Here is a 22,638-nt window from a genome sequence, read left to right on the forward strand (position 1 = left end):
AATGCCCTCAGTCCTTGTTCCTAAGCCTACTGACTACTCTACCCTTACCCAATCCTTCCTTATGCACACCATACGTACTAACTTCAACTATGACCCTGTCATGCATAAGTATACGTATCTTACTCTTGCGTATTCTACCAGAAGCGTGCGCCATTATCTCATATCCATCGCTCAGCCTTACTATAAAAACTGCATCCCTGAGCAATTTCATGACAACACCTTCAACCCTTGCAACTCCCTCCTTAGTTTTCACCATTCACCAGAAAAAACGACATGGCCGACATTGTAAGATATACGTGCAACCATTGCAATCAGTTTGAGCTCTGCACACTATGAGTTATACCTTCCATTAACTCTCCATCCAGCGCATATTCATGCCCTCTAACTATCAATCTGACCTCGCCATAGGGTATACCAGAAACCCACAAATGACCTTTATTGTCGTCGTCAACTATCTCAACACCCAGAAACCTTACCGTGTCATTTTCATCAAGTATCTTGACTCCCACTACACCATCGTCACCAAGACTAAGGGATGTAGACGGTATTTTATACGCTCTCACCTCTCCCACAGCAAGACCCACTTCTGCAGACATGCCATCCGCCACGTAAGCACCATTGTCTCTGTAATCAACCAAAATTTCTACCCTGCAGGACTTGGTCTCTGGAGACACAACCCTTCCCACAAAACTCACTTCCCCAGGCAACACAACCCCGTTACGCCCCAGAGTCACTCCTGCAAGATCACCTACTCTCACATAGGGCACATCTCCCTCTGGCAAATACGTAACAACCTTGAGAGTCTCAAAATCCGCTATCCTAGCAACAAGCTGCCCTGCACCAATAACAGAGCCTACTTGAGGAAAAATTTCATCAACCACCCCTGAAAACGGAGCCCTAATAGCGGTATTCTTGTAGTTAAACTGTGCATTCCTGTGATTAGCTTCAGCATCCTTGAGCGCGACTAGAGTCGCCTGTTCATGCACCTGAGACCTGTACCCCGTAGAACCTAGCGATTCCGCAGCGTCATACTCAAGCTTTCGCTGCCTTAATAACTCTTCTGCTTGCTCCAGAAGCTCTAACTGACCATGCTCCTCTATCTTCAGAATCACTTGATCTTGCACAACAGAGCTGCCACCCTTTAGCAAAATCTCTTCTACCCTACCACCAACCTCAGATACAACTCCTACAGACCTCACAGCATGCACCTTAGCAGGCAGTATTTTCAACACTTTCCTGTTGCTAACACGCAACTCGGCAATGTCTATAATGTCACCAGAATCCGCCGTACCTACTATGGTACTATCTAACGCGCCCCTATGATAAAACCGGCCACCATTGAGCCACAACGCACATACAATAACTAATGCAATAGCTACCTTATACCTTAGCTTTAGCTTCAATGCACTCTCTGCAAGTCTCTTAGCGCTTATTGTGAGCAATCTCGCACGCATCCCTAAATACCTCATTCACATCAGGATGAGAATGACAAACATGACAGATATCCCTAGCAGTAGCCCTATAGCCCAAAGCAACAGCTGCTTCATTGATCATAGTATCGGCACTAGCGCCAACAATATGAACCCCAAGTATCACATCAGTCTCCTTACAGACAACCACCTTCACAAAGCCATCAGTATCACACGACACCCTAGCCCTACCATTAGCGGCAAAATTACTTTTCCCTACTTTGTATCCATAACCAACACTCTTGAGATAATCCTCACTTTTGCCCACAGAAGACGCAGCAGGATGTGTATATATGACCGTTGGCACAACGCCGTAGTCAACACGCGCAACACCACCTGCCAAGATCTCAGCAACAGCGTGACCTTCTATCTCCGCCTTATGAGCAAGCATCGCACCACCTATCACATCGCCTATGGCATAAATGCCTTTTATGCTAGTCTCTAACATGTCATCAACGCGCACGAAGCCCCGGTCATCCAAAAGCAATCCCGCCATCTCCACAACACCCTTAACATTGGGCTTACGACCAACAGCCACCAAGACAACATCCGCTTCAATAGTAGATGTCACACCACCGCTAACAGACTCACATTTTGCAAAAATCCCAGTTTTCTTTTTTTCAACAGAGACAACCTTCTGAGACAAGCAGAAGCTTATACCTTGCTTTTCAAGGCACCCAAGCAACACCTTGCTCACTTCCCCATCGAACCCGGCGGCAATCCTATCAGCATACTCTACTACAGTAACTTCGGCTCCCAACCTACTCCATATCGAGGACATCTCTAAACCTATGGCTCCAGCTCCTATGACCAGAAGCCTCTTTGGCACCTGCATATTCAAGGCTAAATCGGAAAAAATAACCGAAGCACCATCAACATCTATACCAGGCAATCCTGCTGGAACAGATCCAGTAGCCAAAACTACGTTCCTAGCCTGCACCTTTTGCACAGACCCATCATGCATACCAACAGAAACTGCAAAGTAGTCACCCTCTTTACCCTCAACCTTTGCAATTCCATGCAGTCTACGCACACCCGCAGACGCGAATAAACCTTCTATTCCCGAACTCAGAAGAGACACTTCTTTGTCCCTTACCTCAAACATGCTCTTAAGGTCAAAGGTCACATCCTTGGCCATGACCCCAAATTTGGGAAAATGCTTCTTGGCAGCGTAGTAGCTGTACGAGTACTCAAGTAAAGCCTTAGAGGGTATGCACCCTACTCTAAGGCATGTCCCACCACACTGGCTATTTTCGTCTATACACGCAACGCTTAGCCCTAGTTTTGCAGCCTTGAGAGCACACTTATACCCACCAGGCCCCGCTCCTATAACGACGACATCGTAGTTACAGCTACCCATGACAAATACCTATGAAATGACTATCAAGCCCCGTCTCCCCGCTGCAGCATATACGGTAGAGGCTACATGAAGTGGAGTACGTGAAAACACACCCATGCCCGGAATCAGATACGACTCCTCTAAAGCACCAGAGAATGCATTTATTCCCAAAAAATGTCCTTCACTACTCATAAGCCACAGCTTATCACCAACCATGATTGGAGAATTCCATCGCAGGCCATTCCTATTCCTGAACGATTTCAACGAAAGCTTCCAAAGATGTGTTTTACTTTCCGCATCTATAGCCAGTAACTCATCGCCTCCTGTAACAACAAACACAGATTCTTCATCTACCTTAGAGATGCCCTTAACACCAAGGACACCAGCCACCTGACTTTCTCCCGTTGTGAGATTGATGCCAACTAGCGCACCATCGCTATCAGCTGCAAATACCCAATTTCCAACAATCACTGGTGAAATGTTCACGCGACCCACAAGGCCTTCACTCACCTTATTTAGCGTACTGCCCCACATTTGATCCCCACTGTATGAATCCAGGCACAGTACCCTGCCATCCGGCAAAACGACCACAACAAAGTGCTTATCTGCAGAATACGCCACAGACAAATCGCTTCTAGTTCTAACTTGCACACCTGTCTCTTCGCGGTGCCAAAGCAACCCGCCTGTCCCTACGTCAAAGACATACAGATATCCGTCTATAGTAAATGCAGCAACGGATTGTCCTTCATTAAGAAGCACCAAATCTCCGCCCAAGAAGTTCCTCAAAACGCTCTTCCACTTTACCTGCCCAGTGCCAGGATCCAAACCATACAGTACATTGTCTATGGAGCACAAAATCACACCCTGCGAGTAGAGCAGGCTCACAGAATACGCAGGGCGCCTTCCATCGGCCAGAGCAACATACCATAAAACCTTACCAGAATCGTCTCCCCTATTAAGGGCTGTAAGCCTACCTTGATCGTCCAGCGCAATAACAATCACACCACTGTCACCAGGAATAAGCGCCAAGTGCGACGCACTTCCCTTAATAACACTAACTCGTGAAAACGTATCATCAGCTTCAGACGCCGTTTTCATTATGTTTCGCAAAAAATGCACATCTTCATTTACACCAGTGTTGGTAGATACTCCAGCAACAGCACCGGCACCATGTACAAAAGACAGACATACAAACACAGCCGCAAGAAAACGCATCTTGATTACGATTTTACAAAAAACCCGGTCCATGATCGGGCAACTGATGCAAAAAATCAACCTATTTTATGCGGCCATTTTGACTAGAACGATGAGAGTAACATTTACGAAAAGTACAATCCAGATACAGCAAAATAGGGATATGTGAGGTATTCTTTAGATTGGAAATCTATACATGCTGTTTATGGTATAACATGCTATGTAAGTTCCTGAAGTATGTGTAAGCTTCACAGTTAAGATATTGCAGGTATAATCCCTAGGGTAAGTACTACTCGGGTGTTAATTATGCAAAAAGTAGCTATAGTTGGGCTACCAAATGTTGGAAAATCTACCTTATTCAACCGACTAACAAAAAGAAAGTCTGCCATAGTTAGCAATGTACCTCACGTTACACGAGACAGAAAGGAAGCCCCTGTTAGTTTCTGTGGCCTTAATTTTATAGCAATCGACACTGGCGGAATCGCTGACGGTGACGGAATACAATCAGCTGTCACAAAGCAAGTTGAACTTGCACTTGAGTACGCTGACATAGTTTTTTTTGTCGTAGATGCCAAGAATGCTGAAGATACAAACAATTCGATATTAGGTAAGTGGCTTAGTAAAACAACCAATAAGCCAATAGTTTTGATAGTAAACAAGTGCGAAGGTAAAAAGGAATGTGCGCCACCAGTAGATACTATGGAGTACTTTGGATTCCTAGGTCCTGTGTACATATCTGCAGAACATAACCTTGGCATGCCTGACTTGTATGATGTTTTAGCTCCGCTTATAGATGAAAATAAGAAACAAAAACGAGAATCTCGCAAACCAATCGCCATATCTATAATAGGCCAACCCAATGTCGGGAAATCCACATTTTTGAACAGTGTTTTGGGAGAAAAGAGAGTAATAACGGATTCCACAGCGGGCACAACCCGTGATGCTATCAGCACTGAGTACGCATACAAGGGAATAAAACTTCTCATCACCGACACTGCAGGAATACGAAGACGAGCGAAAATCACTGAAAACATGGAGAAGCTTTCTGTGCAGTCTGCTATGAACGCTCTTTCACAATCCAACGTGGTGATATTAATGGTAGATTTTACCCAGGGCATAAATCACCAAGATCTAGCAATTGCGAGTGCTGCAATCGAGGATGGGAAAGGCATTGTAGTAGCTTTGAATAAATCTGATCTGATAGATAATAAGGCAGTAGTAGATTCAATATTGAGCGAGATCCGACAGCATAGCAGGGTGGATTTTGAAGTGCCAATATTGAAAATATCCGCATTAAAAAACGTGGGGTGTGATAAGGTCCTGGACAGAGCAATAAAGCTCTATGAGGCATCCAGTACACATATAAGCACATCAAAACTCAATAAATGGCTAGGTGCGGCTCTAGATCACCATCCGCCACATCTTCAAAGCAACAAAAGGAAGGTGCGGCTAAAGTACATATCTCAAATTGGAACCCTTCCGCCAACCTTCGTGATACACACGAATACCCTAGACCTTGAGAAAACTTACAAATCGTATCTAAAGAACCGATTCCTAGAGCATTTTTCCATGCAAGGAGTACCGATTAGAATGATCTTCAGAAAAAGCGCAAACCCTTACTCTAAGGACAACTGACACCACAAAGCGCGTTCTAACTTTCTATGCTCGCAAGTAGACACAGAAAACTGCGGTCAACTCTCACAATCACTGAACCAACAGAGAGAGACCTGTCATGGCATCAGGCTTTCTGATACCCATAAGCTCAAGTACCGTGGGCGCTACATCGCAAAGCCTTCCATCCGCAAGCTTTACCTCACGCCCTGCATTGCATATAACAAACGGCACTGTGCTTGACGTATGTGCAGTAAACGGAGAGCCATTTTGAATATCAAACATCTTCTCTGCATTTCCGTGGTCTGCAGTAATTAGCATTATGGCGCCAGTGCGATTCGCTGCATCAAAAACCCTCTGCAAACAGCTATCAACAGCCTCCACTGCTCTTTTCGCTGCTTCTATATTTCCAGTGTGTCCAACCATATCGGCATTAGCATAATTTACAACGACAAGCGCATATTCGTTGGAGTGTATCCTCTCAACAAGGGAATCGGTAACAGCAATAGCCGACATTTCAGGCTGCAAATCATATGTGCTCACCTTAGGAGAAGGTATTATGACCCTGTCCTCTCCATCAAACGGAGCTTCCCTTCCCCCATTGAAGAAAAAAGTCACATGAGCAAACTTCTCCGTCTCGGCAATACGTAGCTGCTTGAGAGAACACTCAGACACTACCTCGCCCAGAGTTCCATTCAAATCAACAGGGGCAAATAAGCTTTCAATGTTTAACTTCTTAGAGTACCTTCTCATGCCCAACATGCCACTCACTTCAGGCAACTTGCTCAGAAACATATCTAGCAGCTGTAGGACCCTGTCATTTCTGAAGTTCGTAAACAGAACACCATCCTCTGGCATAATGCCACGGTAATTTCCAATAACCACAGGCACAACAAACTCATCCGTAATGCCATCACCATAGCTTCGCTCAACAGCCTCAAGAGCACTCCCTCTCTTCTCACCCTCAGCATGCGCAATAGCACAGTATGCTTTGCTTGTCCGGTTAAGGCGGTTGTCTCTATCCATAGCGTAGTAACGACCAGAGACCGTCGCTATCTCAACGTTGAGATGACCAACCCTGGCGTTTAGACCCTCAATATACCTTTTCGCAGAGCTAGGCGGAACATCTCTCCCATCCAGGATAGCGTGTACCAACACCTTTATGTTGAACCCAGTAACTGCTTGTATCAAGGCCTCCATGTGGGCCTGATGAGAATGCACGCCTCCATCAGAGAGCAAACCGACCATGTGGCATACACCTCCCCTGTCAGCAATCTTACGCACAAAATCGAGCAACTTTGGGTTCTGGCGCACGTCCTTGATCTCAAGATTTATGCGCAGCAAGTCCTGTAGAACCACTCTCCCACATCCTATGCTTATGTGCCCGACTTCCGAGTTCCCAACCTGACCGGGAGGAAGCCCTACGTCTTCACCGCTGGCTGACAGGCTGCTGCGCGGGCAGCGCGCTACAACGGAATCCCAAAACGGTTTATGGGCCCCGTGTATGGCATCGTACTTCCCCCCAGTGCCGTTACCCCACCCATCCAGGATGCAGAGAACAACGTTATTACTACCTGTCATAATCGCCAATGCTACACGCCAAACAGGGCGATTTTACCTACGTCATGCCTACACGTAAACAACTATCACACACAACTAGAGTTTTTCCTCCTGCCCATCGCATACCAACATGTTTTTCATGGAATATGAACAAATTTCGCGCATGCATCCGACCAAAAACCGTTTGCTGTGTAACCCTAATAAAAAATCTATAGGGCTGCTTGGAAACAAAAACGACAAGTTCTCTCATCTGCTTGAGCCTTGCGCACATTATGCATCGCGATAATTTCCCACAGCTGTGGTTTCTTACATAAATGTCTGTTAATACGCCGACGTCTTTGTTATGATATGGGAGTTTGACTTTTGCGCAAGTATAGGACGTGGCATTTCATAATGCGGTGATTGTACTTTCCGATGGAAGGTACTTTTTTGGCAGATCACTCGGGAGTAGAGTAGACTGTGTAGGGGAAGTGTGTTTTACCACTGGATTCACTGGGTATCAATACACAATAACTGATCCATCGTTTGCTGGACAGATAGTTACATTCACATTCCCGCACATTGGCAATGTGGGCATAAACAATAAAGACTTCGAGTGTGGGCGTGCTCTAGCCAAAGGCATAGTGGTGCGAGAGGTCTCGTGCGCATCACATGTGTCGTCCCATACAGATCTTAATATTTGGATGGAGGCCAACTGCCTCACTGGTATAGCTGATGTCGATACTCGTGCGATTACACGTCACTTGCGTGAACATGGCACAAAGATTGGTGTGATACACCACTTTAGTGACACCGGAAAGGTAGACATCCAGGGTCTACAGGGCATTGCATGTGCTTATAAAACCCGTACTCTTGCTACCGAGCTTCCTCACTTGGTAGACCACAATGTATCCGCTGCTGGTCTTAGGGTGTGCGTGATAGATCTCGGTGCGAAGCGCGGCATATTTAGTGCGCTAACGCGGTTGGGTTGCGCAGTAGATGTTGTTGCAGCACAGCATGATTTCGCGGCTCGCGCACTTGCGCTGAAACCCCGTGGAATAGTAATATCGAATGGGCCTGGTGATCCGGCTGATCTCTGCCCTCATGCAATTGATCAACTACATATATTGCTTGACTCTGGCATTCCAATATTGGGCATATGTTTAGGCCATCAGCTTCTTGCAATGGCGCTGGGAGCGAAAACCGTAAAGATGCACCATGGCCATAGAGGAAGCAACCACCCCGTGTATAATGTTGAGACTAAAGCCGTCGAGGTAACTAGCCAAAATCACGGATATGCTGTGGATGAACAGACCCTACCGAGCAACGTAGAGATAACACATACGTCTCTCTTTGACGGAACTGTGGAGGGAATTAGGCTTACTAACAGGCCTGTTTTCTCCGTACAATTCCACCCAGAGGGTTGCCCTGGACCCACAGATTCCCATTACATTTTCCAAGACTTCACAAACCTTGCCAGGTCGACATTTGTCTAAGTACCCTGACGGTCAAAACTGCATTGTTCTGGTCTCTTCTGTCCCGAACTTGCAGCAAGTACTGTAAGTGTAAATACACATGGGTAGCTTTTTTTATTGTGCAGCCTAGTCTCTATAACGCCATCTTGCACCTGGCCATTATTCTGGGAGGCATACTGTGAACCACAGAAGCCAAACCATGTACATGACTACATTTTTCGAACCCTCCGTATAGAAAACATAAAACTCGTGCTGTAGCATGTACAAAGTCGTTCGAAATGCGCTTCCCGTAACCGTAACATGTTGTCACCAAGACAGAATGCTACGCTGGGATTATGCTACAATATGCTTACACGGCATCCTAATGTTGGGACCAAGATATTTAACGCCCAGAAACAACGGTTTTGCCGTTATACGCGCAGTAAAATATCAGCCAAGACCACTAACACGGCCAATCATTAAGACAAAGCTTCACTGCATTCTTAATCCCCATAGGGGTACCACGAATACTTGTGCTCTACAAAAAGGCCATGATGCCGATAACATTCACTGTACTATGTAACAAAAATTGGTCTCCTGTTATAGCGTATTTGAAGACACTACAGGTACTCCAAAACTACATACAGCGTTGGGTTATAACAAAAATTGAAAACTCCACAAATACACTGAGTGTGCTTTACTTACCGTATCGGTGAACTGAGAAAGTGCCATAAATCCGTGATAAAGTACGGCAGCTGATCGCTGGAAAATGCGATACACCCAGAACTTACAGTAGCATCTGTGTGTTTACTAAAAACCATCCCCCTCCAGAAAAAGCCATGCAGAAACTCACTGCACACATCATGTAACGTAATTATAGGACCTCACCACTAATGTAATCAGGAAGAAACAACACTGTTAGCAGGAAAAAATACCGGAGGGCAAAACACCTACACGAAAACCTACCGAGCGCAGCCCATTAACGCTGCGCACCTGTCAAAGTGGCAATTTTCCACTTTGAAAACAAAACCCCTAGGATCCCGTAAAGCCGTGAGTTGCTGTACAAAAAATTGCCGCAGTAACAGTTTTACAAAACAAACCTGCATGTACAGAAGTGACAAACTCAAAAACCCGAGAAAAAGGCAAAAACTTTGTGCGCACGTATAACAAACAGCATGTTGCTATCGGAATATGCGTAGCGCCAAAAGATATAGAGTTCGCCAGCGTATGCAATAGCCACCCTGCGAGCACTCTTCCTATAAAATAGCAGAAATCACTGGACCTGCTTGGAGCTATGCACGTTCATTCAGTATAACCCTACCAAAATCGGGAAATAATTCTGGTAATCCATATGTTTTTGCAGCATTACCTTAATGGCACAAACAGGAATCTCTACTATGTACATAGCATATCCGGAGCTCCAACATAGGCATCTTTACCTCTTAAAGGCTTCACCTTGGCGTGTGGAAAAGACTGTACAAACATCTTGACACATGGTAACCTGGGAAAAAGTGTGTGCGGTCGCTGTCCCGGAATTGGGTTTGACTCGGCGTCCATGTGTGTTTGGTTAATTCCTGGCATGTCTCTGATGGTAGGCGCCGTTGCGCATTGTCGTTCTGTGTCTAAAAGGAGGGTTACGCTGTGGGTTCTAGTGCAGCACAGGTAGAGATTGTGCTTGCTCAGCCTCGCGGTTTTTGTGCGGGGGTTGAGAGGGCGGTTCTGATCCTAAATGCAGTGGTTGATAAGTATTCGCCACATAAGCCTGTATATGTTCTGCATGAGATTGTACACAACTCGCACGTAGTTGAGAGCTTCAGAAGCAAGAACGTAACATTTGTGAACTCTCTTCATGAAGTCCCTCAGGGAGCAGTTCTGGTTTTTAGCGCCCATGGAGTTGCTAAGCAAGTGCGTTTTGAGGCACAGGAGCTCGGGCTGTTGCTTGTCGATGCGACTTGTCCTCTTGTTACCAAGGTACATCTGGAGATTTGTCGCTATTATAAGAGCGGTTATCAGGTCATCCTGATAGGTCACAAGGGCCACAGAGAGGTTGAAGGCAGTCTGGGGCAGGTACCCAGCAACGTGTTGTTGGTTCAGAACGCTGATGACGTGCGTAGCCTGGAGGTGGAGGATGATACAAAACTTGCTTACGTAACGCAGACCACCCTGAGCATTGACGATACACGGGTGATTATAGATGCACTGAAGGAAAGGTTTCCGAATATTGTGGGTCCGGATTTAAAGGACATTTGCTACGCTACGCAGAATCGGCAGAATGCTGTCAAGCAGCTCTCAGAAATGGTCGATGTAGTCTTAGTGGTTGGTGGGACGAATAGCTCGAATACTAGAAGGTTACTCGAATTGGCCAAGGTGCGGAATCCGCGTTCTTTCCTGGTGGGATCTCACGAAGATGTGGACATGAACTGGTTCACTGGAGTAAGCAAAATTGGCGTTACCGCAGGAGCGTCCGCCCCGGATTATGTAGTACAGGAACTCCTTGACTACCTTGGGTCAAAAATGAAGACAACTGTCTCTACGATGGACGGAGTACGCGAGAACATAGTGTTCAAGTTGCCTGAGTTAAAGGACGCGTAAAGGACAAGATAACAGCAGTGTTAAGCTAAAGTGGTGCCAGTTGAGCAGAATACTATTTCCAACCGGCGGTACGAGTTGCAGAATCAGCCTGGGTCGTAATTAGCTTGCCTAATATGTGAAAGAGAGCTATCATGCGCGTCTTGTGACTGGTTTCTACAGAAGATGAAGGTAGGTATTGTAAGAGTAGAGGGTGGAGAGAAGTTACCGCTGCCTTCTTATGCAACACAACAAAGTGCTGGTCTGGATTTGTATTCAGCACATGATGAAGAGCTCGTAATACACCCCGGTGAGAGGTGTAAGGTACGTACCGGCATAATCATTGAGCTTCCCGATGGGTATGAAGCCCAGGTCAGGTCAAGGTCGGGGCTGGCTGCAAAAGCTGGAGTAGTCGTCTTGAACTCCCCAGGAACCATTGATGCTGACTACAGAGGGGAGATAGTCGTAATATTGGCAAATTTCGGTAGTGATGCATACGTTGTTCATTATGGTGACAGAATAGCGCAGCTTGTTGTAGCTCCGGTTACACGGATTGTTTGGGAGGAAAAAACAAACATTTCTGATACCCAGCGCGGCAGCGGCGGTTTTGGTTCTACTGGCACATAAGAGGCCAATCTCAAATTAAAGTGTCACCACATGGGTTTTGTCTCTGTTCTGTTCGTGCCGGCACATTTTATTTCGTGTGCTAGCAGCTGACAGAGCACTCGGTGTCAGTGCACTTATACATGCTTGGGTAGAAAGTCAATCATTGTAAATGTGGATTATGAACATGGGTGCGTAGCTGCATATGTTTATTCTGCTGAGCATTACAAAATAAAGTGATTACCGTAAAGGATAGAGACTGGTATAAGACATTACGCTATGTACACTGAGATGTAATGCAAGAAGATATCGCAAGGTTTCCCGTAGATATATCGTACGGCTCTGTAGGCGGTCCTTATTTTTCGACAAATGTAGTCAAACTGGAAAATGACCATGAACACAGAATCATTAATTGGGTTCACTCACGCTGTAAGTACAATGTGATCTATGGTGTAAAATCTGAGGCGGAATTTTCAGCTTTGGTAGAGTTTTTTTACGCCCATAAGGGGAAAGCTATACCTTTTCGTTTCAAAGACTGGGCTGATTACAAAGCTGTACACCAAAAAATTGGCGTGGGCGACGGAATTCTATCAAAGTTTCAGCTCATAAAAAAATATTCTGCGGGCACCAATCTTTATAGGCGAACTATTACCAAACCTGTGGAAGGAACAGTAAAGATATACCTGAAAGACGCATTGCAGGCTCATAAGAAAGACTACGCAGTTGATTACAACAGCGGCCTTGTGAGCTTTACTAATCCCCCTGCACCAGGAGTAGACATATATGCAGATTTTGAATTCGACGTGCTCACAAGATTTGACACAGACTACCTTCCCTGCTCAATTGACGGCTATGGAAGATACCGATGCCCAGAAATACCGCTTATCGAGGTCAAAGACTAACCCAAATCACCCGTGCCTCGTACTCTTACCATACAACATGAGTCGTGCACCCCACTATATCTCCGATTTGGGCTTAGGTCTTATATCCACCCCCCCCTCCTCTTGGTTAAGCGATCTTATCGCAGCTTCGAGCTCTGCGATTCTCTTATTCAAATCTGCACGCTCTTTCTCCTGAAGGTTACCACGAGCAGCACGAACACGTAATTCTTGAAGCTGACTCTGTAGACGCGACATATTCCTCCTGTATTTTGCGTCATTATCCTTAGAAGTGACTTCTGCTCTGCTCCGTACCTTTCCTTCACTAGAAACTAATTCATCGGGCACAATCGATGTAACTTTCTTTTCCATGCGTTCTTTAGCACCCTCAGACACGGCGCTATCAATAATCTTGACAACATCACTCACTTCTCCACCGACCGGCTTGCCTCTACCCAAGCCCTTAAACAGTGCACTCTTCAAAGCACCTGCTGCTAGCGCTCCAACGTCAATGCCATCATCTTTCTTACGTAATTTCGCAATTGCTGAGGCAACTGCTTCTTTTTCTTTCTCCTTGCTCTTGCCAGCCTTAGGCTCTTTCTTCTTCAGTTCGTAAATGCCTCCAGACTCTTCTTTGGTCGACTCAGAACGCCCAGATCCACTCGAGCTAGCTTTTCCTGCACCACCCTTAGAACTCTTAGGGCTCATCCCAATTGGCTTCTTCATAGCTTTATGTAAGTCTTCTTCAGCAGCCTTTTCTGCGCTATATGCACTTCCATAATCATCATGCAACGCTTCCGGTGACTCATAGTGATGAAGCTTCTCTTCATCAAACAGCTTTGTAAACTCCTCGGAATGGTCGTCAAGATGCTCTAGTTCATGCTCAACATGATCCTTGGCAGCTTCACTTTCGTCAAACATCCTAGCAAAAGCTTCCGAGTAATCATCGTCCTCCTCTGCAGCTTCCCCTGCATCCGGATTTTCATCGAAGAGCTTTGCTAAATCATCTGAGTAATCGTCATCTTCCTCACCGTCATCAGCGCCTCCTTCCGTATCTTCACTGAATAGCCTTGCAAAAGCTTCAGAGTATTCATCACCCCCCAGTTCATCCTCGTTGGCAGCACCTTCTTCTGTATCTTCACTAAACAGCCTTGCGAAAGCATCGGAATAATCATCGTCGTCTTGATCAGGTTCTGCATCCCCTGCACCCTGCGTCTGATTTTCATCAAACATGCGAGCAAAGGCATCTGAGTAGTCATCGTCGTCTTCTTCGGTGGTTGCAGGAGTTTGCTGCTCGGTACCTTCTTCGTCTTTCTTGTGTACTGAGTCATCGGCTACCGGATCACCTGATTCTTCAGTTCTTTGCTGCACGCTATCAGCGCCTAAGTCATGATCCTTACCTGATTCTTCTGTAATATCACCTAAGAACTCTTCAACACCACCACGTGAACTTGTGAGCGCATTGCCTATGTTTTCCTCATCGTGGTCGCTGGTTTCACCCTCTCCTTTCTTATCATGCTCATCTGGAGACGAACTTGCAGCTTTAGCAAACCCTTCACTCTCCGACCCATTATCCCCTGCCGTAGTGTCGTTACTACTTCCATCATCATGCACCGTGCTCGATGCACCGGCCATCAAATCCTCTGTAATAAGGTCAATATCCTCAACACCTGCAGCTCTACTAACAACGGGTTCCTGGTTATCATCAACACTCGCCCCCACCTCACTGCTGCGCTTCTGGATTTCCTCATAAATAACCTCTGCCGCATCTGGACGTGCGCCAGACAATCCCTTATGCTCAACCGCAGCATAATTGAGTGCTGTAGAATCATCTCCATGCGTAGCTTCGCGCACGTCATCTCTCGTGCCTTCTTGCACAATATCACCCGTTTCTCCAGGCCCTGACACTGTGCTATATACAACAGATCCATCTCCTGGATCCTGCAACAAGTCACCATCGTACTGCTGAGCAAACCCGTGAACTTGTTCAACATGATGCTTATCGTGCCCTATGACACCCCTGCGCTCAAGGGCGCGCGCCTCCAGACCATCAAAGTCCACAGATCCGGGTGAAAATATGTATTCGCTTAATTCTGGCACTCTATCTGGAGCCTTATACGACATTACATTAATTTCATCCTTCAAGCGCTGTATATCTTCCCTTATCTTGAGCGCTGCTTTCTCATCTTTTGCGTGCTTCAGCATAACTTTGAGACCATGAAGCGTATCTACAGCTTCCCAGAAGTTATGCCTATTGATATGCATACCTCCCTTATCCCCGAAAAGCGAATCATCCCCTTTATGGCGATGCTTACCCTTACCCATAGCAGAATCCGCACGCCTGAAAGGATTATGCGTGTCATCATCAGCCTTGGCCGGCACGTATTTGCTCGGTTTGTGCTTATCAACACCAATAGTCAGAGCACGAAGATTTTTCAGCAATGTAGCACGATCCTGTCGGATGTTCTTCATAATACTTCCGCTGGTAGAACCCGTAAGCTTACCTACAGAAAACGACCCTACGTACTTCATCGCGTCCAAAGGTGATAATCCTAAGTGCGCCCCAAGCCATGCGGTAGCATAGTCAAACCTTGGAGAAATGGACTTCATTGAGTACATTTCCTCCTCTGTATACGATGCCGTTAACGCGGACGCCGTGCGTCGCATACCCGCCATTACAGCACCAAATGCACCGCCAACAACAGGAACCCTACCAAGCAATTTCTCAGGAGCCGATGCAGCTCCGCCCACTACATCCATGATCTTGGACCGAGCAAACATCCTTACCCCGTCCACACCTCTATCAACAGTTTCTATAACCCTACCTAATACCGGAACGCTGGAGAAAATCCTCGCAAACCCTTCACTGTACATAGATCCAACGGTCTGTGACATCATTCCACCACCAGATAGCATGACCGCCACATTCTGGACGAAAGCTCGCATTTGCCATATGAGGAATGTAACTAGTATTAGGCCAAAAACTTCAGACCACATTACTATCCAGCCTTGCTTGATGTTCTTGATAATATTGTAGTCATACTGCTTTTCCAGATCCTTCAAAGGTGTTCCAGGAACTGTATGATTAGTCAGTACTTGCGATGCCAATACGCTAACTAGCTGAGTTTTAAAACCTGGCTCGTCCCATCGTGTTTGATTTGTGCTAGCCCGTGCCTTATCTACAAGATCGGCAAATGTCTTTTTGGCCGAAGTGCCGACATGTTGTGACTTTTCCAGTACCTCTAGCTCTTTCTCTATTCTGCTAACTATACGTGCTATTGCATTAGCTCTCTCTGCCGCAACAAGCATATTAGTGAGTGTAGCTAAATTCTCCATAGGATTGACCTTCGGAGCAGTCGCCGCCAAAGTGCTACTAACAACACTGTCTTTAAGAACGACGCCGCCATAAACCGTACTGCTCTTCGTATCCGGATCTAAAAATGGATAGTCAACGTACCGGAAGTCTTTATACTTGTAGTCCGGTGGAACCTTTATAACCGCACCACCGCCAGTAAATGAATATCTAGCAGTAGTTCCCGCAGCTGGATAGGATCTTTTCTCTACCCCACTCCAGCCAATTTTTATTGAGTCGTACTTTTGTCCAGGAGTCCATTCATAGAATTTCTTGTCCAGGATATACAGAAACTTAAGATGCATCCACTCGTTGTAGCATGCTGTAAATCCAAAGATCCTGTAGTAGTAATGCATTATCAGCGTGCCAAACATCGCTATAAGCGTGAACATCAGTATCGCTTGCATAGAGAAGCTTATGCACTGTGTAAGCCATCCGTCGAAGAGACTTCTAAACCTAGAAAACAATGCCCCAATAAACAAAATCGGCATCAGCGATATGAGGAACGTAATACCCACAAATGCAGTTAGGTAAATAACGAACCCATACATGCATAGGCCTATGTAGAAAAGTACCGCAATTATAATGATCAGGAGCGCGAAAATTGACGACCAGTCGGCGGTGATAAGAGCCCTAGCCTTGGCTTCCCACACAACCGGAGAAAATATTCTGTCACGTATCATTATGTCCATGAAGGAGAACGGTGTATCCGCTCTGAACTCCTGACCAATGGCGTAACCATTTATTATCGCAATTATTTCGTCCACACCTTTTATGAACATCTGCAAAAGGTGGTTATAGAAAAAGTCCCAACTGTTGGGCGAAATTAAGAGCAGAACCAAAATGACTTTCAGCAACCTGACAATCAAGTCCACTAGAGGTGTCCGCACCATACCCATAACGTATACGAGGGACGTAACCACTAAGAACAACGTGATAATCGCGTATACAAGATTCTTAAAAGTCTTGTTGCTGGTTATATTCTTGAATATTCCTTGACCTGCCTTGTCGAGCTCACCTCTTACTAACTTGCGTACGTACTCAAATATGTCAGTGTTCTTCCCCCGCACTACGCCTTTGGTGAACTCGAGACTATATCCCCCCGCATTGTCATAATAGTAATTGTCTAGAATCTTGACGTATATTTTCCAGCCGGCCTGTGGTTTTATCTTCTTGCAGCCTATATCGTATATACCATTCGTGTCAGAGTGGTACATTGCTTCACCGCCTACTTGAGCACCCTCATAACCCAAATGTGTGGTGGGTGATTTCGGAAACTCTATTATGTCCAGCGTAGCGTTAGGATCCTCATCACCGGGCTTTTTGAACAACAAATACGCACCGTATCCCTGTTCCAACCAGCATGGCCGTCCATACTTGCCTACTGCAGTTTGATCTCCTGCTGGGATACTAAAGCACTGCAAATCGCAGTTACCCACCTTCTTGACATTTTTCTCATAAGGACCACACACTCTGTCAATATCAACCACAGAATCGTAGAACTCGTTTGAAAGGTCTGCGGGCCTCGATATACCCGTATTGACTGAAATCTGCGAACTACTGCTGTTTCCATGTTTTTCCCAGGGGATCCATGCACCTTGTATCTTCGCAACGATCTCATTACCATCCGTCACTAGCCCTGTATCTTGCCAACGAACCAGTTGCTTGGTTGCTCCAGGAACCGACCCATTACCAAGAGCTCCATTCTCTGCTCTAAAAGCATCAACGTTTCCCTCTCCAAAATAAGCAGACACTGCAACTGTGGTGCCACCACTGAAGTTCTCTGCAGAAACACATCTTGGAAATGGTACATCACTCCCGCATGAGGTCAAAAATAAGCAAAGCAGAACCAGCGATCCCAGTAAATTTCCGTAAGTAAATCTAATCACCATTGCCTTTCCACCAGATCGGTTCCACTTCTCTAATCCCTTCTAAAAGGACCATTATCAGGATCCTTACTTAACTTTTGCTCAAAATAGCCTTCATTTACGCTCTAGAACCGCCTTACACATCTCTTCACGTAACTAACAACCCGTTATGACCAACCGCTACGAAACATAGAATACGCATACTCACATGTCGACAGAAAGGGCCTCCTCTGAGCCCCTTCATGCGACCCTATTTATCCTTATCTTCTCCCTCTTCAGCGCCGCCACCTTCGGCTACATCCTCGTCTTTGCTATCACCTGTGCCACTACGGCTACGCACATCCTCATCTGCATCTGTGCCTTGTACATCACTCAATAAATCTTCAAACTCTCGTATATCTGCCCTGTCTCTTGTATCAGAACCCATGTCGCCATATTCTCCTGAAGCAATATCCCTTCCCTCATCACCCGAAGATCCGCTGCTTTTTGATGCGCTACGATTACGCCCCGAATCTCTTCGTTCAGAAGACCCGCCACCCATATCTTGGCGCCTGTCGGTAGCCCCAGAAGTAGCACCTGATATTTTATCGTGCTGCAGAGCTTCTCCAGCTGCATGTGCTGCACCTAACCCGTATTCTTCCCCAGAGCCGCCTCCAGCAGGAGTATTATCAACACTGCTCTGCGTGTTACCAGTAGGGGCACTAGAGCCCTGAGCTACGTCTTCAAAACTAACGTCCCTGCTACGGCTGCCACCATATTCGCCCAGCCCCACTTCTAACCTTTCAGCTCTTTCTGGGCTAGAAACAATATCCTCTGAACCTTGGCCACTGAAGCCTTGAGCAGCACTAGTTCCAGCACCACCTGCAGCACCAGAACCTCCACTAGCATTGTCCATATTCTCATATTCGCCCGAAGCTATGGACGCCGTATCGCTGAGATCGCCAATGCTCTCATATAGATGTTCATTCCGCCCACCTCTTCCCTGCATACCTGTGCCGCTACTAGTTGCATGCCTTGGAAGCTCCGAATACCTGTCATCATCCACAGTATTTCCGCCTTCCACTCTATCTTCTAGCAATTCATCTAATCCTCGTGTACCACGCCTAGCCTGAGAACCTCCAGATACTCTATCGTCGCCATGATGACCTACATCTTCACCAGATATACCGGGTACACCAGCACCATGGCGCGCAACTGCATCATGACGCGGCTGCGACAACCCCTTACCTTCAAATTTGATCTTCTCTGTGTGTGGAGGCGTCATGCTTCTAGCAGACTTGATCAGACTCTGAGTCATGTGATCAAGACCAACAACTCCCAACATCGCTTGTGTAGCACCTACTGCCGATGCAGCAATACCCGAAACGCTACCCGATATCGAATGTGCCAATGTTTCCGATATCTGCACAAATTCACTTGTGGCCTTACATGCAAGTATCAAAATAAGCACCATGGCCACACTAAACGGCAATCCCATGAAACCTGTATCATTTCTCGCAAGCCCTTCTCGGATCCTGTCGTCAACACTGAGCTCATTTGAGTATCCTATGGGTAACAATGCGGGAATGATGCATATATCCTTTTTGCCCGGAGACTCTGGGTCTTTCGAAGAGAGGTCAAAGCCCACAGCACATGACTCACATGCAGCAAAGTCAGTCACTGCATGCAAGCTCGTAACGATGACCTGGTTTAAAAATGCCAAGGCCGCAAACAGTATTATAGGCTGAAGCGCGAAGTTCACTATCATCTTCAGCCAGCCATCGAATATTCCCCTTGTATATTGGAAGAGCAGAAATGTTATGAATAACGGCGCCAGAGTAATAAGAAACGCCAGGGCAACCATTACAAAAAGATACTTGATGATCGCGCTGATCATCGCAACAAACAAAGACCACAACGCCCATGCTATTCCAAACAACAACAGCCAGCCAACGGGCCCTGCCGTTAGCAGCGATAACATACGTAGCCAGAACTCAGACGTTATAAACAAGCCAATTGTTGAATCAAGAAATACAAATGCCGAATCGCCTCCCAAATATCCATTAAAGGCAGAAATAATGTCCGGAATACCTACTGTAAATAAACTGAAACAATGTTCATTGAAAAACTTCCAACTAGAGGGCGAGACTAACATCGCGATCAGAGCCATCTTTGCAACCCTGACACTTAGATCGTACTTAGTAATTTGTATCACCCCTATAATGTATCCAAGAACAGAAAACATCAGATATAGTACTAGTACCGCCCGTGTCGCATTCCAAAACGGCTTTGAGACAACTTGGTTATTGTAAATTTGCTGTACAGCACCTATCTTTTTCTTTGTACCACTGGTACGGTCCTCACCGAGCGCTTTGCTCAAGGCTTGTGAGACATCTTGCACTTTAGAGTCATTAGAGAATACCGGTGCCTCAGTGCCATACAATACATGTAAGATTGTCCCCTGCAGATATACAAAAAATCTGGAAAAGATTGGGGTCCAGCGGGGAATCCATAACCTAACAGAATAGTAGTTGTCTGCACTGTCAGATTTCTTGAGCTCTGCCTCGTACCCAGGGTCAACATCTACAGCAAAATACAAATAGCCCTTTTTCTTCTCTCCACTATCCTTCTTATTGATAACGTAACTGCCGTTATGCATCTTGCTTCCTACCCGCTTATCCCGCTCGGCCTCGAGATCAAGTTCTACTATGTCACTACCTAGAGTTTTCCTAGCGTTTTCATCAACACCAACAGTAGGTGGGGTTTCCCCTATGTACATATATAGTTTCTTACCACCAGTAGCATAGCATGTTCTATGTACATCTAGAGCGTAAAAGCCCCGTAGTGCCGTACCAAGTTCATCTTGAGGAATTCCGACAGTTGACTGCTGAGTAGTTACCACTGCCACCTTACCCTGTTTGGGCACAGATACTTTATTGCCCTGGTCTACAATAATCGCAGGCCCTCCCGCACGTAAATCACTTAATGCATTGTCTCCAGTCCGAGCATTCTTGCTTACAGTAGATTCATCGTGATGCCAAAACCTTCTCTCTAAGTATTCATCCAACATGGTTGGTTCGTAATACTTTGTACCCTTCTGCTCCACAAACTTGTTACCACTCTTTCTGTACGCAAGAACAACTTTGGCTTTTGCAGCTTTACCTTTATGGTAAAGCTGATTCAGCTCATCTAGAGGTGGCCAGTACACCAACATCACACGACCAGCATCCTTAACTTCATAAACATGATTCAGCTTCAAGCTACCAGTAGCAAAGGTAGGAGCATTACCATCAGAAAATTTCGTACGCTGAAGACCGGTAATCGTTTCCGGCAAATACTTACATTTTTCGTTATATGAGCAGTAGTTGCTAATATTACCCTTATCCCTGTAGTTCTTGTTCTTCGGATCAACAATGACCGCCACAACACCTTCTGCCAGTTCGTATGTCTTTTCGTGAACTTCTTTAAAGCTCTTATTATCATTCTTCAATGCTTTCGTAGTTGCTGAAGATTCCAAAATCTTAATAGATTCCACAGCCTTTTTTAGATCGTTCATGTTTTTACTAGTAAGGTCTGGAATCGTGATATTAGGAGCACTACTACTCCCAGTACCCGTATTGTCGTAGAGACTAAGAGCTTTTAGATCACCAACAGGTGTAGGGCAGACTAACTTGTTGTTCAGAACACTGACAATGGTCCTTACACAATCCTTATCACCCATTTTTTTATCAGGCGAGCATATGAAACCGCAGTTACAGTTAATATCGTACTCTGTATACTCACGTAGCATCTGTGCGATTTTTTTCTTATCCTTCTCTTCAACTGCAGGCTGTCCTGGTGTCGTCAGCGTCGAGACACTGTCTGTATTTTTCTTTTCTGTTTCATACTTACGAGTATACCTGCCTCGCTCAGCTGCGTTACTTAGTTGTTTGACACTTAGAAGATTTTCCAAGGTGGTTGAAACTTCACTCTTTTTGAAAAGTTCGCAATTTTCTGTCGTGAGCTCAATAGGAACCTGCATACGGATAGTACGAGCATCGTGTAGCTTACCACTTGCCACCACATGCTTAGCAGAAGTCTTCATCACATTGGATGAAACTCTATCCACTATCCCTATATACCCAAGAGGGAATTGCAATCTGGGCATTCTAACATGGCCACCACCAACCTTAGGAAAGCTAATTTTGGCGTCTAATTCTCTACAATTGCCCCCGGCTTCCTTCATGTATAGTTTGTACTTCTTATCTTCAGCCCCACTAGGAACATCAACAATAGGAGCTGCCCCGGAAGAACAAATTTGCTCCGCTGGAATGGCTTTTTTACAGTTACCGTCTTTGAAAACCGTGTTGTCATCATAGTATATTAGTGGACTATCGCCGTTTACTATCTTGCTGCACGGAGGATAATCAAAATCATACGTATGCGCAGTAAATGTGAGCTGATCTCCCGGTAAAACGTCGATATGAGAATTGTGAAACCTCTTTGGCTCCGTAGAGAAGTAATCTTGATACATTCTAACAACAGTCGGCGGTGCCTTCGTAGACACGGGACAGAAATTTATAGTGCGCTCAACTGTAAGTTTGAGCTCTTTACCCTCCTCAACACGGTATCCTGAATTTACCCAATACCTTGCTGGATTTTTGCTATCCGCCCCCTCCGGCATCACAGGAACCTTCACCTCAGTAGAATTGGTACTCACGCCTAAGCCCGGCTCAATGCACTTTCCACCACCACAGCCCGAGAGTAGTATTACCAAAACTAAGAGTAGTAATCTCACCATTGCA

At 45.8% G+C, this 22,638-nt stretch carries 12 protein-coding genes; 5 read left to right on the plus strand and 7 right to left on the minus strand.

Translation table 11 applies throughout. The annotated features are described in order from the left end of the window. Positions 1-7: 7 nt before the first annotated feature. The 4 genes from infA to PGW94_RS00070 are packed head-to-tail and all read right to left on the minus strand — an operon-like array spanning position 8 to position 4,023. Positions 8-256 carry a translation initiation factor IF-1 gene (gene infA / locus PGW94_RS00055; protein ID WP_271757094.1) on the minus strand — a complete coding sequence of 83 codons (249 nt, stop codon included), beginning with the start codon at positions 254-256 and terminating at the stop codon, positions 8-10. 55 nt (positions 257-311) lie between these two features. After that, positions 312-1,454 carry an efflux RND transporter periplasmic adaptor subunit gene (locus PGW94_RS00060; RefSeq protein ID WP_271757096.1) on the minus strand — a complete coding sequence of 381 codons (1,143 nt, stop codon included), beginning with the start codon at positions 1,452-1,454 and terminating at the stop codon, positions 312-314. Continuing rightward, the gene (gene lpdA, locus PGW94_RS00065; RefSeq protein ID WP_271757099.1) at positions 1,423-2,829 is read right to left on the minus strand and encodes a dihydrolipoyl dehydrogenase; all 1,407 of its coding nucleotides are present in this window, start codon (positions 2,827-2,829) and stop codon (positions 1,423-1,425) included. The genes PGW94_RS00060 and lpdA overlap by 32 nt, the downstream gene beginning before the upstream one ends. 9 nt (positions 2,830-2,838) lie before the next feature. Then, positions 2,839-4,023 (minus strand): PQQ-binding-like beta-propeller repeat protein, encoded by a 1,185-nt coding sequence (locus PGW94_RS00070; protein WP_271757101.1) that lies wholly within the window; start codon positions 4,021-4,023, stop codon positions 2,839-2,841. Between the two features lie 285 nt (positions 4,024-4,308). On the opposite strand from PGW94_RS00070, the gene der reads away from it, so the two are divergent. After that, positions 4,309-5,637, plus strand: coding sequence for a ribosome biogenesis GTPase Der (gene der, locus PGW94_RS00075; protein WP_271757103.1), 1,329 nt, complete (start codon positions 4,309-4,311; stop codon positions 5,635-5,637). A gap of 69 nt (positions 5,638-5,706) precedes the next feature. On the opposite strand, the gene gpmI is transcribed toward der, so the two are convergent. Next, positions 5,707-7,194: a 2,3-bisphosphoglycerate-independent phosphoglycerate mutase gene (gpmI, locus tag PGW94_RS00080; protein WP_271757105.1), complete on the minus strand. Its 1,488-nt coding sequence runs from the start codon at positions 7,192-7,194 to the stop codon at positions 5,707-5,709. Between the two features lie 359 nt (positions 7,195-7,553). Between gpmI and carA the strand changes: the two genes are divergently transcribed. The 4 genes from carA (at position 7,554) to PGW94_RS00100 (ending at position 12,679) form a co-directional block, all read left to right on the plus strand. Further along, on the plus strand, positions 7,554-8,648 hold the full coding sequence (gene carA, locus PGW94_RS00085; RefSeq protein WP_271757107.1) for a glutamine-hydrolyzing carbamoyl-phosphate synthase small subunit: 1,095 nt from the start codon (positions 7,554-7,556) through the stop codon (positions 8,646-8,648). 1,599 nt (positions 8,649-10,247) lie between these two features. Then, positions 10,248-11,198, plus strand: a complete 951-nt coding sequence (gene ispH, locus PGW94_RS00090) for a 4-hydroxy-3-methylbut-2-enyl diphosphate reductase (RefSeq protein ID WP_271757110.1) — start codon at positions 10,248-10,250, stop codon at positions 11,196-11,198. 162 nt (positions 11,199-11,360) lie between these two features. Next, the gene (dut, locus tag PGW94_RS00095; RefSeq protein ID WP_271757112.1) at positions 11,361-11,801 is read left to right on the plus strand and encodes a dUTP diphosphatase; all 441 of its coding nucleotides are present in this window, start codon (positions 11,361-11,363) and stop codon (positions 11,799-11,801) included. 272 nt (positions 11,802-12,073) lie between these two features. Then, complete coding sequence (locus PGW94_RS00100; RefSeq protein WP_271757115.1) at positions 12,074-12,679, plus strand: DUF2460 domain-containing protein; 606 nt, start codon at positions 12,074-12,076, stop codon at positions 12,677-12,679. Positions 12,680-12,733: 54 nt separating this feature from the next. Here PGW94_RS00100 and PGW94_RS00105 read toward each other — a convergent pair whose 3' ends face one another. After that, positions 12,734-17,899, minus strand: a complete 5,166-nt coding sequence (locus PGW94_RS00105; RefSeq protein ID WP_271757118.1) for a type IV secretion system protein — start codon at positions 17,897-17,899, stop codon at positions 12,734-12,736. A gap of 226 nt (positions 17,900-18,125) precedes the next feature. Further along, positions 18,126-22,634, minus strand: coding sequence for a type IV secretion system protein (locus PGW94_RS00110; protein ID WP_271757121.1), 4,509 nt, complete (start codon positions 22,632-22,634; stop codon positions 18,126-18,128). Positions 22,635-22,638 lie beyond the last annotated feature (4 nt).

The organism is Candidatus Anaplasma sp. TIGMIC (genome assembly GCF_028204095.1).
Taxonomy (GTDB): Bacteria; Pseudomonadota; Alphaproteobacteria; order Rickettsiales; family Anaplasmataceae; genus Anaplasma.